The sequence below is a fragment of the Thauera sp. K11 genome, from assembly GCF_002354895.1.
GTDB classification, from domain to species: Bacteria; Pseudomonadota; Gammaproteobacteria; order Burkholderiales; family Rhodocyclaceae; genus Thauera; species Thauera sinica.
In genome coordinates this window covers 3,893,634-3,907,138 of sequence record NZ_CP023439.1, presented here as the reverse complement: position 1 = coordinate 3,907,138, position 13,505 = coordinate 3,893,634, and the positions used below count along the sequence as shown (strand labels likewise).

General features: G+C 66.9%; 15 protein-coding genes. 7 read left to right on the top strand and 8 right to left on the bottom strand.

From position 1 onward, the window contains the following. Positions 1 to 18: 18 nt before the first annotated feature. Positions 19 to 930 (bottom strand): IclR family transcriptional regulator, encoded by a 912-nt coding sequence (locus CCZ27_RS17090; protein ID WP_096450189.1) that lies wholly within the window; start codon positions 928 to 930, stop codon positions 19 to 21. 168 nt (positions 931 to 1,098) lie between these two features. Between CCZ27_RS17090 and CCZ27_RS17085 the strand changes: the two genes are divergently transcribed. From CCZ27_RS17085 to CCZ27_RS17075, 3 genes are all read left to right on the top strand, one after another. Beyond that, the gene (locus CCZ27_RS17085) at positions 1,099 to 2,061 is read left to right on the top strand and encodes an MBL fold metallo-hydrolase (protein ID WP_096450187.1); all 963 of its coding nucleotides are present in this window, start codon (positions 1,099 to 1,101) and stop codon (positions 2,059 to 2,061) included. Positions 2,062 to 2,152: 91 nt separating this feature from the next. Next, entirely contained in the window at positions 2,153 to 3,820 is a 1,668-nt protein-coding gene (locus CCZ27_RS17080; protein ID WP_096450185.1) for an FAD-dependent oxidoreductase, read from the top strand. A gap of 11 nt (positions 3,821 to 3,831) precedes the next feature. Beyond that, a complete protein-coding gene (locus tag CCZ27_RS17075) occupies positions 3,832 to 4,068 on the top strand; it encodes a DUF2783 domain-containing protein (RefSeq protein ID WP_096450183.1) in 237 nt (78 codons plus the stop codon). A 206-nt stretch (positions 4,069 to 4,274) separates the two neighbouring features. Here the strand turns inward: CCZ27_RS17075 and CCZ27_RS17070 are convergent, their stop codons facing one another. The 3 genes from CCZ27_RS17070 to CCZ27_RS17060 all read right to left on the bottom strand — a co-directional run bounded on the left by CCZ27_RS17070 (position 4,275) and on the right by CCZ27_RS17060 (position 7,336). After that, complete coding sequence (locus CCZ27_RS17070; protein WP_198363163.1) at positions 4,275 to 4,619, bottom strand: hypothetical protein; 345 nt, start codon at positions 4,617 to 4,619, stop codon at positions 4,275 to 4,277. Positions 4,620 to 4,733: 114 nt separating this feature from the next. Continuing rightward, the gene (locus tag CCZ27_RS17065) at positions 4,734 to 5,201 is read right to left on the bottom strand and encodes a transcriptional repressor (protein WP_096450180.1); all 468 of its coding nucleotides are present in this window, start codon (positions 5,199 to 5,201) and stop codon (positions 4,734 to 4,736) included. A 65-nt stretch (positions 5,202 to 5,266) separates the two neighbouring features. Further along, positions 5,267 to 7,336 (bottom strand): TonB-dependent receptor, encoded by a 2,070-nt coding sequence (locus CCZ27_RS17060; RefSeq protein WP_198363162.1) that lies wholly within the window; start codon positions 7,334 to 7,336, stop codon positions 5,267 to 5,269. A gap of 594 nt (positions 7,337 to 7,930) precedes the next feature. Between CCZ27_RS17060 and CCZ27_RS17055 the strand changes: the two genes are divergently transcribed. Next, positions 7,931 to 8,707, top strand: a complete 777-nt coding sequence (locus CCZ27_RS17055) for an FTR1 family protein (RefSeq protein ID WP_096450175.1) — start codon at positions 7,931 to 7,933, stop codon at positions 8,705 to 8,707. On the opposite strand, the gene CCZ27_RS23640 is transcribed toward CCZ27_RS17055, so the two are convergent. Further along, the gene (locus CCZ27_RS23640) at positions 8,678 to 8,953 is read right to left on the bottom strand and encodes a hypothetical protein (RefSeq protein WP_157748616.1); all 276 of its coding nucleotides are present in this window, start codon (positions 8,951 to 8,953) and stop codon (positions 8,678 to 8,680) included. The genes CCZ27_RS17055 and CCZ27_RS23640 overlap by 30 nt on opposite strands. Positions 8,954 to 8,982: 29 nt before the next feature. Then, the gene (locus CCZ27_RS17050; protein ID WP_096450173.1) at positions 8,983 to 9,891 is read right to left on the bottom strand and encodes a LysR family transcriptional regulator; all 909 of its coding nucleotides are present in this window, start codon (positions 9,889 to 9,891) and stop codon (positions 8,983 to 8,985) included. Between the two features lie 144 nt (positions 9,892 to 10,035). Here CCZ27_RS17050 and CCZ27_RS17045 point away from each other — a divergent pair, with 144 nt between their 5' ends. From CCZ27_RS17045 to maiA, 3 genes are all read left to right on the top strand, one after another. Beyond that, on the top strand, positions 10,036 to 10,587 hold the full coding sequence (locus CCZ27_RS17045; protein ID WP_096450171.1) for a VOC family protein: 552 nt from the start codon (positions 10,036 to 10,038) through the stop codon (positions 10,585 to 10,587). Beyond that, positions 10,584 to 11,594 (top strand): fumarylacetoacetate hydrolase family protein, encoded by a 1,011-nt coding sequence (locus tag CCZ27_RS17040; protein WP_096450169.1) that lies wholly within the window; start codon positions 10,584 to 10,586, stop codon positions 11,592 to 11,594. The genes CCZ27_RS17045 and CCZ27_RS17040 overlap by 4 nt, the downstream gene beginning before the upstream one ends. Positions 11,595 to 11,747: 153 nt before the next feature. Next, positions 11,748 to 12,392 (top strand): maleylacetoacetate isomerase, encoded by a 645-nt coding sequence (gene maiA / locus CCZ27_RS17035; RefSeq protein WP_096452720.1) that lies wholly within the window; start codon positions 11,748 to 11,750, stop codon positions 12,390 to 12,392. 206 nt (positions 12,393 to 12,598) lie between these two features. On the opposite strand, the gene CCZ27_RS17030 is transcribed toward maiA, so the two are convergent. Both CCZ27_RS17030 and CCZ27_RS17025 read right to left on the bottom strand, forming a co-directional pair. Further along, positions 12,599 to 12,934: a DUF1840 domain-containing protein gene (locus CCZ27_RS17030; protein WP_096450167.1), complete on the bottom strand. Its 336-nt coding sequence runs from the start codon at positions 12,932 to 12,934 to the stop codon at positions 12,599 to 12,601. A 12-nt stretch (positions 12,935 to 12,946) separates the two neighbouring features. Then, entirely contained in the window at positions 12,947 to 13,504 is a 558-nt protein-coding gene (locus CCZ27_RS17025) for a hypoxanthine-guanine phosphoribosyltransferase (RefSeq protein ID WP_096450165.1), read from the bottom strand. Position 13,505: the final 1 nt, after the last annotated feature.

Sequence of the window (13,505 nt, the reverse complement as noted above, 5' to 3'; positions counted from 1 at the left end):
CCGGCGCATGGATTCCGCTCAGCGCATCGATTCCGTATTCCCCAGCCGCCGCGCGATCGCCTCGGCGCATGCCTTGACGAGGCGGGCGGTGTTGCCGTCCCAGCCGGTGTCGAAGGTGCCGGCCGGGCCCATGGCGGTGATGGCCAGCGTCAGCTTGCCGCTGTCGTTGAAGACCGGCGCGGAGAAGGCGTTGATGCCGGGGATGGGGTAGCCGAGCGCGCGCGCGAGGCGGTGGCGGCGGACTTCGGCGATGGCCGCTTCGGTGTCTTCGGCCGGGGGCTGGCCGGATTCCGCGGCGAGGCGGGCGAGTTCGTCCTGCAGCAGCGGCCGCACGACGCGGTCGGGCAGGAAGGCGGCGAAGCAGCGGCCGGTGGCCGAGCGCATCAGCGGCACCATCACCGTGCCGGGACGCATGTTGACGTGGATCTGCTTGTTGCATTCCTCGATGTGCACCACCGTCGGGCCCATGTTGCCCCATACCGCGATGGCGACGTTGAGCTGGATGTCGTCGGCCAGGCGGGCGACCTCGGGCATCGCCGCCTTCAGCGGGTCGAGCGCGTGCAGCGCGGTGAGGCCCATCTGCAGCGAGAACGGCCCCAGGCCGTAGCGGCCGGTAAGGGCGTCCTGCTCGATGAGGCCGAGCTTGCCGAAGCTCACCAGGTAGGGATGCGCCTTCGCGGGTGGCATGCCGGCTTCGCGCGCGAGGTCCTTCAGCATCATCGGCGCGCCGTTGCGCACCAGCGCCTGCAGCAGCAGGCCGCCCACCTCGATGGACTGGATGCCGCGGCGGTCGCCGCGTTCGCCGGGGCGCTGGGCGTCGTCCCGCACTTCTGCGGCCTCGCCGGTGGCGGGGCCGGGCGCCGTCGCGCTGCCGCGCGGGCGTCCGCGTCCGCGCCTGGGTTCGCCGCCTGCCGTTTCGTCTTCCTGCATGTCCGTTCCTCCACGGCGGGTGATGTTAGCAGCAATGTTCCGGTGCAGAAGTCCGCACCGGAGCGGCTGTCCGGCTGTTCAAAATTAGATAATAAAAAATAAATTGACCATAAACGAACAAATGTCTAGGATTCGCAGCATCCACCCCGGAGTGCCAAAGGAGAACCCATGAGCACCAAGCAATTCGCCTCGCAGGCCGACCTCGAAGAAAAGAAGATCAACTGGGAAAAACTGTCCGACAACGCCTACGCCTACACCGCCGAGGGCGATCCCAACACCGGCGTGATCATCGGCGACGACTCGGTGATGATCATCGACGCCACCGCCACGCCGGTGGCCGCGCAGGGCGTGATCGCCAAGGTGCGCGAGATCACCGACAAGCCGATCAAGTACGTGGTGCTGACGCACTACCACGCGGTGCGCGTGCTCGGCGCCTCGGGCTACAAGGACGAAGGGCTGCAGCAGATCATCGCCAGCCGGGACACCTACGACCTCATCGTCGAGCGCGGCCAGCAGGACATGGATTCCGAGATCGGCCGCTTCCCGCGCCTGTTCCAGGCGGTGGAGAGCGTGCCGGGCCTGACCTGGCCGACGCTGACCTTCAGCGGCGAGATGACGCTGTGGCTGGGCAAGCTGGAAGTGAAGATCAGGCAACTGGGCCACGGCCACACCAAGGGCGACACCATCGTCTATCTGCCGTCGCAGAACATCTGCTTCTCGGGTGACCTGGTCGAGGCCGACGCCGCCTGTTACACCGGCGACGCCTACCTGGCCGACTGGCCGCAGACGCTGGACAACCTGGCGGCGATGGAATTCGACAAGCTCGTGCCCGGCCGCGGCCCGGCGCTGACCACGCCCGGGCGCGTGAAGGCGGGCCTGGCCTACACCCGCGACTTCGTCTCCACGCTGTACCGCAGCGCGCAGGAGGCGGTGGCGCAGGGCATGGACCTGAAGGCGACGATGGCGCACACCCGCGCCAACATGGACCCGAAGTTCGGCCAGGTCTTCATCTACGAGCACTGCCTGCCGTTCGACGTCACCCGCGCCCACGACGAAGCCAGCGGCATCCGCGACCCGCGCATCTGGACGGCCGAGCGTGACCGCCAGATGTGGCACGCACTGCAGGAATAAGGCGCAAGGAGCCCGCCGAGGGACTTCACCCCGGTCAGGCGCCCAGCAGAGGCCCGGCCGGACAGGCAGCAACATCCAGGAGGAGACAGCCGTGCTCAGCACGTTCCAGTACCCGAAGTTCGAATACGTCCGCCCGCCCGAGATCGCCGAGGGGCGGGACGGGCGCTACCCGGTGGTGATCGTCGGCGCCGGCCCGGTGGGCCTGGCCGCCGCGATCGACCTCGCGCAGCAGGGCCAGCGCGTGCTGCTGCTCGACAACGACGATACGGTGTCGATCGGCTCGCGCGGCGTGTGCTACGCCAAGCGCGCGCTCGAAGTGCTCGACCGCCTCGGCTGCGGCGAGGAAATGGTGCGGAAGGGCGTGTCGTGGAACGTCGGCCGCACCTTCTTCCGCGAGGAGGAAGTGTTCAGCTTCGATCTCTGCCCGGAGCCCGACCACCATCGCCCGGGCATGATCAACCTGCAGCAGTACTACCTCGAGGACTACCTGGTGAAGCGGGCGCGCCGGTTGCCGAACCTGGAGATGCGCTTCCGCAGCAACGTCATCGCGGTCACGCCCGGCGACGACGGGGTCACGCTGCGCGTCGAGACGCCCGACGGCGCATACACGCTCGCCGCCGACTGGCTGGTCGTGGCCGACGGCGCGCGCAGCCCGATCCGCACCATGCTGGGGCTGGACATCGAAGGCAAGATCTTCATGGACCGCTTCCTCATCGCCGACGTGGTGATGAAGGCCGAATACCCCACCGAGCGCTGGTTCTGGTTCGACCCGCCCTTCCATCCCAACCAGTCGGTGCTGCTGCACCGCCAGGCCGACAACGTCTGGCGCATCGACTTCCAGCTCGGCTGGCAGGCCGATCCGGAAGAGGAGAAGAAACCTGAGAACGTCATCCCGCGCATCAAGGCGATGCTCGGGGATGAAAGGGAATTCGAGCTGGAATGGGTCAGCGTCTACACCTTCCAGTGCCGGCGCATGAACCGCTTCAACCACGGCCGCGTGCTGTTCGCCGGCGACTCGGCGCACCAGGTGTCGCCCTTCGGCGCGCGCGGCGCCAACTCGGGCATCCAGGACACCGACAACCTGATGTGGAAGCTCAAGCTGGTGATGGACGGCAAGGCGCCGGCCGCGCTGCTCGACACCTACACCGAGGAGCGCGGCTACGCGGCGGACGAGAACATCATGAACTCGACCCGCTCGACCGACTTCATCACGCCCAAGAGCATGGTCAGCAAGACCTTCCGCAACGCGGTGCTGGACCTGGCCGAGCACTATCCGTTCGCACGCGCGCTGGTCAATTCCGGGCGGCTGTCGGTGCCCAGCTTCCTTGCCGACTCGCGCCTGAACACCGCCGACGGCGAGCGTTTCGCCGGCAACATGATCCCCGGCGCGCCGATGGACGATGCGCCGGTCGAGGCGGCCGACGGCACGCAATGGCTGCTCGGCGGCGTCGGCAGCCGCTTCCAGGCGCTGTACTACGCCGAGGATGCCGCGGCGCTGGATGCCGGTACCGTCCACGCGCTGGCCGGGCTCGCCGATGCGGCGGTCCCGGTCGAGGCCGTCGTCGTCGCCGCGCGCGGCACCGCGCCGGGCGGGCTCAGGACCCTGATCGACGCGAAGGGCCGCGTCCGCGAGCGCTACGACCTGCAGCCGGGCACCACCTACCTGCTGCGCCCCGACCAGCACGTGGCCGCGCGCTGGCGCAACCTCGACATCGCCAAGCTGCGTGCCGCGGTGGCGCGTGCGACCTGCAACGCCTGACGGAGACCGCCATGCCCCTGAACACGCAACCCAACCTCTCCGAACCCGGCAAGCGCTATTTCCGCGCCTTCAGCCCCGGCGACGACTTCTACGAGGCGCTGATCGAAACCCACCGCGACCTCAGCGACGAGCAGAGCGCGATGGTGAACGCGCGGCTCATCCTGCTGCTCGCCAACCACATCGGCGACATCCCGGTGCTGCGCGAGGCGATGCGGGTCGCGCGCGAAGGCGTGGCCGGCGCGGGCTGAGAGACCGCGCGGCGCGGGCGGCTGCCTCCGCGCCGCATCCCGCCGCCAGCGGCAGCCATCGGCGACGGCCCCGCGAAGGGGCCGTCGCGTTCGTGCGTCCCGGCATGGGCGCACTCCTGCCGGCGCAGGGCGATCCTTCCCTTGGGCACGTTTCCCGATCTCCGCTGGCCGGGCGCGCAGGGGCCGGTACCCCGGTCCGGCGGAGGCTAGCGATTGTTGCTGCGCTCGACGATGGCGCTGCGCACGCCGCTGATCTGGCCGCGCACGACCTTCCAGAAGTTGGCGGTGCCGTCGATCAACTTCCAGGCGTTGGAGCGATGGGCCAGTTCCCCCACTTCGGGCAGTGCGTCCCGCAGATTCCGCAGCCCGAGGATCTTGACGTATTTGCGCACCGTGCTCGGACTATGAATGAGCAGCACGACGCGCCAGCCGTATCGGCGGCCGAGCATGAGCATGCCGATGGCGCTGCCGAGGTCGTTCAGGTTCCCGGTAAAGTCGTTGATCGCACGATCGACGACTTCGAGGATCTCCTGATCATTCATTCCAGCCAAGTGTGTCTCTCCAGTCGCATCGCAGGCCGGCAATCTTGTAGCGTCACCTCGCTGCCGAATCAAGTCCCCCGAAAAAGAACGTGCTCCATTTCATGGATTGGCAAGTCCCGGCGTTCACCGCGACGGCAGCGGCGGCCGTCGCTCCTTATGAACGCCTGGCCGCCTGTCTGCGCATTGCTGGCAGGTTATCAGCAGGGTCGGGGCATTGGGGCCGATGGCCACGCCATGCTCGGCTGCGGACCGGTACAGCGCTTCATGGAGCGTCCGCTCGTGAATCGTCGTCTCGGCCTTGCAGTAGCGGCAGATGAAACGAAGCGTGCCGGCAGCCGCCGTACAGGGCACCCAATATATGATTTTCTTGCCGTCCAGATCGCGCCCCACCAGGTGATGGGCCTCCATCACGCGCAGGGCGGCATAGACCGTCGACAGGCTGAGACGGCGGCCGCGGTGTCTGAGTGCTTCGAACAGCGATTCGACGGTGGAGCGCATGCCGGGCGCCGCGATCAGCGACTCCATGATCCAGAGGCGACAGTTCGTCACCGCCAGTCCGCTATCGCGAAAGCGTTCGGAAATCTCGGTCATGTCCGGAAGGATCAAAAGGAAATGCCTTCGCGGTTTTCCGCGAAGGCAGAAGTGCCGGCGGAAGATCAGAATGCCGCGTTCAGCGACACGCGGAAGGTGCGCGGCGCGCCCGGCGTGATGTTGGTGTTGCTGTTGGCGTTGATGTAGTACTTCTTGTCAAACAGGTTCTCGACGTTCAGTTGTGCGCTGAGCGACTTGCTGAGGGTCAGGAAGACCGCAGCGTCGACCCGCGTATAACCGGGCAAGGTGACGTTCGGATACGCGTTGCTCGCAGTCGCGACCTGTTCGGTCGATGCGAGCATCTTCGTGCGGTGGATCACGCCGACACCCGCGCCCCACATCGGCGAGAAGTCGTAGCGGTTCCACAGCGTGAAGGTGTGGCTCGGCACCTGCCCCAGTTCGGCCCCGTCGCGGATGGTGGCGGACGTGTCTGCGAGCATCTTGGCATCGACATACGAGTAGCCGCCCGAGACGCTCCACGCCGAAGTCAGGTTGCCGGCCAGTCCGATCTCGATGCCCTTGGAGCGCTGCCCGTCGGCGAGCATCGTCCGGGTGTTGGTCGGGTCGGTCGGGTCCAGCACGATGACGTTGGTGCGATCCAGTTGGTACAGCGCCAGCGAACCCGTCAGGTTGGACGCCATGTCCCACTTCACGCCGACTTCGTAGTTCTTGAACTTCTCCGGCTTCAGCGTCGCGTTGGTCACGCTGAGCGAGGAGAGCTGGTCCCCTGCGCGCGGCTGGTAGGCAATGCTGTAATTGGCATAGATCGAAGCGGCCGGCACCGGCTTGTAGATCACGCCAACCCGGGGCGACATCAGATGATCGTCCGCATTGATCGTCTGGCCGTTGCGATTGTTGCGGAAGTCGACTTCGAAGCGGTCGTAGCGCAGGCCGCCGATGACGAAGAATTGCGGCGTGAGTTCGAGCTGGTCCTGCACGTACAACGCCGAGACCGTCGATTTGCTCGAATTGTCGGCATCGGAGGCGGACTGGCGATAGGTCACGGGCAGATTCGTCGTCGGGTCCGAAAGCGGCACGTTCACGCTGGTGACGTTGCCGGGGAAGTAGCCGGTCTTGCGGAAGTTGGTGGTGTCCTGCTTGCCCAGCTCCATGCCCACCAGCAGCTTGTGCCGCACCGGCCCGGTCTGGAAGTCGGCGATGACGTCGGTCTGGTTGAACAGGCTGTCGCGGCTCGTCGCGTTGTTGTACGCGCTGATCGCAACCCTGGTGCCGGCGGCATTCACGGCGCCGGGAAAGACGTTCTGGTAGAACTTGTCCTGCGTGGACCAGCGCGTGCGGTTGCGCAGCACCAGTCCGTTGTCGAACTGGTGCTCGATCGAAGCGCTGACTGCGTCGAGTTCCGTCCCCGTCGGGCTGCCCTTGGCATTGCCGAAGAAGGTCGAACGGTCGGTGCCGACCGGCGCGCCGCGGTAGGAACTGATGCCGCGGTCCGCGATACGGTCGTCCTTGAAGTGTTCGTACCCGGCAGTGACGAGCGTCTTGGAGGACGGGCGCCACGACAGGGTGGGGTTGATGCCCGAGCGCTCGAGCGTCACGCCATCGCGATAGCTGTCGGAGTTCTCGTACATCCCCGTGATGCGCACGGCCGCCACATCGTTGATGGGCTGGTTGATGTCGGCGGTGACGCGGCGGTTGTCGTGGGAGCCCAGGGTCAGCGACGCACCGTACAGCGGCTGCCAGTTGGCCTGCTTGCCGATGCGGTTGATCAGGCCGCCCGTAGCCCCGCGTCCGAAGATCATGGCATTCGGCCCCCGGAACACCTCGACGGCCTCGATGTTGTACAGATCGCGGTAGTACTGCACGTCGTCGCGAATGCCGTCGATGAAGAAGTCGCCGGTACTGCTGATGCCGCGAATGATGGGCGTCTCGCGGTTGCCTTCGCCCTGCGCGAAGCTCACGCCGGGGACGTAGCGCACCGCTTCCGCAATGTTCTGCACGGAGCGGTCGCGCATCTCCGCGGCTGTCACCACGCTGATCGACTGCGGCGTGTCGCGCAGGGGGGTGTCCGTGCGCGTGGCGGTACTGGTTGCGCGGGCGTTGTAGCCCGTGTCGCGTTGATCGCCGGCGGTCACGACTACGGCGGGCAGCACCGGTTCGACCGATTGCGCGTGCACCTCCACTGGGGCCGTCGAACCAAGCGTTGCCAATACCATCGGCAGGGCCGCGGCCAGCGGGAGCAGAGCGGGGCGCGGCGGAGCGATCACCGCGGACTGAAGGTCAGGTTTCATTTGGAAGATAGACAGGACGCTGAGTTATGGAGGTCGGGATATATGCGAGCCACAAATAGGATTGATTCGCATTTACTCAGTCTATCCATCGAAAAGTAGTACTGTCAACGACTACTATTCGTACTTTGGTTGTCTACTTCGCACGAACTACCCTTGACTGTGCCAAGACCGGATCCGGCCGTGCAATGGCAATCGCCGGTGTGGCGCGCTTCCGGCGGGCGGATCGCCTCGATGGCGCTCCGTTTGGCACGCGCCGCCGCGAAGTGGTTATTGACAATGCGACTTCCGGGCTCTAGATTCGCTCGCCACTGAGAATGGATCTCATTCGTGGCTCGCCCCGACGGTGCCGGCGTTCCGGCCCCGGCCTTGCCACCCGCGAGCGAACGTCATCGCGGCACGGATCCGGTGCCGTATCGGCTTCGGTGCCGGCCCATCTACCGGCCATGTATCTGCCTGTCGCGGCGACACCATAGGGACACCATGCTGGACATCTTCATCGTCATATCGCGCGAGCTGGCCGAAGCGCTGCTCGTCATCGCCTCATTGCGCCTCATGGCGTGGGAGACGGATAGAAGGATCACCGCCAGCCCCATCGTCTGGAGTGCCGTGCTGGGCGCCATTGCCGGCGTCCTCCTGATGTCGGCGCTGACCCGGATTGCGCTCGATGTCCGACTCAACGCACTCGTTTCGATTGCGTTCAGCCTGAGCGTGCTCTGGACCGCGACCTCCACCTACGCTTCGGCCAACAGCCTGTATGGCCATGTGGAAGACGCGGTCGACACATGGCTGCATCGACTCGCCCGGGGGCCGGCCGTCATCGGCATTGCCTTCCTCGTCACCTTCCGCGAAGCGCTCGAAGTGATGGTTTTCCTGAGGGGCGTACAGGTCGACCCGTGCTCCGTCGCCAGCCTTTCCGCGCTCGGACTGGCCTTGTCGATGCTCGTGATTCTTGTCGGAGCGTTCAGATCGATCGCCACGCGCAGATCGTTGCTCGCCGCCTTCCGGCTGTCTGCCCTGCTCCTCGCATTCGTCGCCATTCGCCACCTGCTCATCGGCATCGGCTCTTTGCTGCAGGCCATGGTCCCGCCGGACATGACCGCGCCTCTTGCCGGATTCCTCGCAGGCGGTCCATGGCATGCTTTCCTCATTGCCGCATTGATGATTCCCGTGCTGACCGGATTCGTCGGAAACTGGTGGAAGGAAAGTACTCCCGCTTTTCTGCTCGGATCATCCGACACGACTCCAATACGCCGCTAGCCGCGTTTCCACTGGAAGCCCTTCAAGATCCTCGAACATCGGATGGTTCCCGACGGGAATCCTGCGGATGTCGGGGCCGCCCTGCGGCTTCGCCGCGGATCTGTAGCCGGTGCGATGCCGGGCGGGCGCCGCAGCGCCGATGGCGGTGCCGGACAGGTGCATCCGCCACGGCAGCGTTTCTACCGTCAGACGCGGCACGCGTTCGCTTTGGCGGTTCTTGGGCGACGCCGCTAATTGCACCGCCAAGACCGGCTTTCAGTGGCGGCGGCCCGCCGTCAGCGGCCGCAGTCCCCGTGCTCGCGGACATGGCGGAACAGACAGGCCCTGAGGCTTTCCGCCGCCGGCGTCAGCGACCGCCCGTTGCGGGTGAACACGTAGAAGCGGCGGGTGATCTCCGGCGCGATCAGCGGCCGCATCTCCAGCCGGTGCAGGCGCACCAGCGAGGCGGCATAGGGGATGCAGATGGTCACGCCGAGGCCGGCGGCGACCATGCTGAGCGCGGTGGACATGAAGGTCACGACGGTGCTGGGGTCGAGATCGAGTTCCCGCATCGCATTGTGCAGGTCGACCGACAGGCGTTCGGTGAACTGTCCCTGCAGCGTGATCAGCGGGTAGTCGACGAGGTCGGCCCAGTGCACGCGCTCGAGTGCGGCCAGCGCGTGGCCGGGGGGAAACACGGCGTGGAAGGGCAACTCGAAGAGCGGTGTGGCGTCGATGTCGGAGTTCGGGTCGCGCTCGGGGCCGACGCCGAAATCCACTTCGCCCGAGAATACGCGCGAGGCCACGCTTTCCACCGCGCAGTCGATCAGCCGGATCTGCACGTTGGGAAAGTCCCTGCCGAAGGCGGCGATCACTTCCGGCAGCAGCGTGCATGCCATCAACTGCGGCGCGGCGACCCGCACCACGCCCGTCTTCAGCGCCTTCAGGTTGGCGACTTCGTCCAGCACGCCGTCGAGATCGAGCAGGATCTTGTCGATCAGCGGATAGATGCCGCGCCCCACGTCCGACAACTGGATGCGCCGCGTGCTGCGGTCGAACAGGCGCACGCCGAGCGACTGCTCCAGTTCCTTGATCAGGCCGCTCAGCGCGGACTGGGTGACGAACAGGCTTTCCGCGGCGAGGGTGAAGCTGCCGGTGCGGGCCACCGCGATGAAGGCGCGCAACTGGCGTAGCGTGATATTCATCGGATCATCCGATAAGTGGATCTGAAAAAGCCGTTTGAATGATAGAAGCTTTTGAACTGTAATTCCGTTGCACCGCATCGGATACGGACGTGATTGGCGCCGCGGCGCGCGCAATCACCGCAAATACAAGGAGAGGAGACTGCAATGGGCTCAATCGTGCAAAAGATCCACCACGTGGCATACCGCTGCAAGGATGCGCTGGAGACCGCGCGCTGGTACGAGAAGCACCTCGGCATGAAGCTGGTGCTGTCGATCGCCGAGGACGCCGTGCCGTCCACCGGTGAGCCCGACCCCTACATGCACATCTTCCTCGATGCCGGCATGGGCAACGTGCTGGCCTTCTTCGAGCTGCCCACGCGCAAGCCGATGGGCCGCGACGAGAACACCCCGGCGTGGACCCAGCATCTGGCGCTACAGGTCGATTCCATGGAGACGCTGCTCGCCGCCCAGGCGCGCCTGCAGACCGCCGGCATCGAGGTCGTCGGTCCGACCGACCACGCGCTGTTCCAGTCGATCTACTTCTTCGACCCCAACGGCCACCGGCTCGAACTGGCCTGCAACACGCACCTCCCGGGCATGCTCGAGGCGCTCGACAAGGTCAAGTGGGACATGCTTGAAGAATGGGCGCAGACCAAGAAGGCCCCGAAGCACGCGGCCTGGATGCACGACGGCAGCTACAAGGAGATGTTCAAGTGAAACTTGCCACCCTCAAGCAAGGCGGCCGCGACGGCACCCTGGTCGTCGTCAGCCGCGATCTCGCCCGCTGCCGCGCGGTGCCCGCCATCGCCAACACGCTGCAGGCCGCGCTCGACAACTGGGCCGACTGCGAGACCCGGCTTCGCCAGGTGTATGAAGCGCTCAACAGCGGCGCGGTGGATTCCCTGCCCTTCGACGAGGCGGCCTGCCACTCGCCGCTGCCGCGCGCCTACCAGTGGGCCGACGGCTCGGCCTACATCAACCACGTGGAACTGGTGCGCAAGGCGCGCAATGCCGAGATGCCGCCGTCCTTCTACACCGACCCGCTGATGTACCAGGGCGGCTCGGACAGCTTCATCGGCCCGCGCGACGCGGTGGCGGCCGACGAGAGCTGGGGCATCGATTTCGAGGCCGAGGTCGCGGTGGTGACCGGCGACGTGCCGATGGGCGCCACGCCCGAGGAGGCGGCGAAGGCGATCCGGCTGGTGATGCTGGTCAACGACGTCAGCCTGCGCAACCTGATTCCCAACGAACTGGCGAAGGGTTTCGGCTTCTTCCAGAGCAAGCCGGCGAGCGCTTTCAGCCCGGTTGCGGTGACGCCCGACGAACTCGGCGGCGCGTGGCGGGACGCCAAGGTGCATCTGCCGCTGGTGGTGCATCTCAACGGCAGGCTGTTCGGCCGCCCCGAGGCCGGCGAGGACATGACCTTCGACTTCGGCCAGCTCGTCGCCCACGTCGCCAGGACGCGCGAACTGGAAGCCGGCTCCATCGTCGGCTCCGGCACGGTGTCGAACAAGCAGGGCGACCTGTGGGGCTCGTCGATCGAGCACGGCGGCGTCGGCTACTGCTGCCTCGCGGAGGTCCGCACCTACGAGACGATCGAGCAGGGCAGGCCGGCGACGCCCTTCATGCGCAACGGCGACGTCGTGCGCGTCGAGATGTTCGATCGCGACGGCCGCAACGTCTTCGGCACCATAGAGAACCGTGTCGCTGCGCCTGGCGCCTGACCGGCCGCGATCCGGCCCGCCGCAGTAAAATGATGGCCCGGGCCCGGGCCCGCGGGCGCGTCCGCGCGTAGAGGGCACGGATATCGAACGGCCGGGGCCGGGATCCGCGGTGGATGTGTTCGATTCGAGGGATCGTTTCCAGGGGACATGCCGATGAGGCTCTACACCTACTTCCGCAGTTCGGCTGCATACCGCGTGCGCATCGCGCTGAACCTGAAGGGCATCGCCTACGACGCGGTGCCGGTCCACCTGGCGCGCGCCGGGGGCGAGCAGCATCTGCCGGATTATCGCGCGGTGAATCCCGCCGGCCTGGTGCCGGCTCTCGAGGCGGATGGCCGGGTGCTGACGCAGTCGATGGCCATCATCGAATACCTGGACGAGACCCATCCGCAGCCCGCGCTGCTGCCGGGATCGCCGGCCGACCGGGCGCGCCTCCGCGCGATCGCGCAGGCGATCGCGTGCGACATCCATCCCATCAACAACCTGCGCGTGCTGCAGTACCTTCAGCGCGAACTGGGAGCGGACGAGGGGCAGAAGAACGCCTGGTACCGGCATTGGGTGATGACCGGGCTGGAGGCGGTGGAAGCGATGCTCGCGGACGATCCGCGCACCGGCGCGTTCTGCCACGGCGACACGCCGACGCTGGCCGACTGCTGCCTGGTGCCGCAGGTGTTCAATGCGCGCCGCTTCGACTGCAGCCTCGAGTCCTGCCCCACCGTCGCACGCATTGCCGGGCGCTGCGAGGCGCTGGAGGCGTTCCGCAAGGCGGCGCCGGCCGGCCAGCCCGATGCGGAGTAGGGGCGGGGCGGCGCGGGCCGGGAAGCGCAGGCTCCGCGGCGGGCCTGGCGCGACCGACCGGATAGAGCCGGGAGTCGGCGCGGCAGGCCGGGCGTCGTTGCGAGGACGGCGATCCGCTATCCCGCGGCGGCAGGCGGGGCGCGCCGCAGTGCCCGGTGCGCCTGCCGCTGTCCTGCGGCCCCGTCCCGGGAGTCCCGGCCAGCCCCCTACTCGCCCCAGATGACCGGGACGCCTTCCTTCTGCGCTGCTTCGAGCATGTCGAGCAGCGGCCAGCCGCGCTGCGCGAGGCCGACCGGCGCGGCCATGCCGGTGCGCCCGGCCTCGCGATCGGCCGCCTCGTCGGCATCGGCGCGTGCGGCCTGCCGGGCGCGATCTGCCTCGATGGCCGCGCGCAGGCCGGCGATGGCCGCCGGCAACTGTTCGACGGTGACGATGCCCTGGCCGTCGTCCGGGTCCTTGCCGAGGATGCCGATGAGTTTCTTCGCCACGTCGCCGAACATGATGACGTCGGCGCTGGCGGCGGATTTGAAGGTGACCAGCATGTCGTGCCCTCCTCAGAGGCCCTTTACCGCATAGATGCCCGGCGCGTTGCGCCAGTAGCCCTTGTAATCCATGCCGCAGCCGAACAGGAAGCGGTCTGCGATGTCCAGCCCGGTGAAGTCGGCGCGCATGCCGGGATAGGCTTTGCGCTCGTGCACCTTGTGCACCAGCACTGCGGACAGGACTGCGCGCGCGCCTTCGGCCTTCAGGTAGTCGATGATCGCGGCCAGGGTGCGGCCTTCGTCCAGAATGTCGTCGAGCACCAGTACCGCGCGGCCGCGCAGGTCCTGCGTCGGGCGTACGCGCCAGTCGAGCCGCGCGCCCTTCAGGGCGTGGCCGTAGCGGGTCGCATGCAGATAGCCGACTTCGAGCGGGAACGGCAGCCGCGGCAGGATGCGGCCAGCCAGGATCAGGCCGCCGTTCATCACCGTATAGACGACCGGGTTCGCATCCGCGAGGCGGGCGGTGATCTCGTCCGCCATGCGGTCGAGGGCGGCTTCGACGCTGGCTGCGTCGGCCAGGCAATCGGCCTCCGCGAGCGCGCGTTCGATTTCTTCAAGATCGATGGGCATG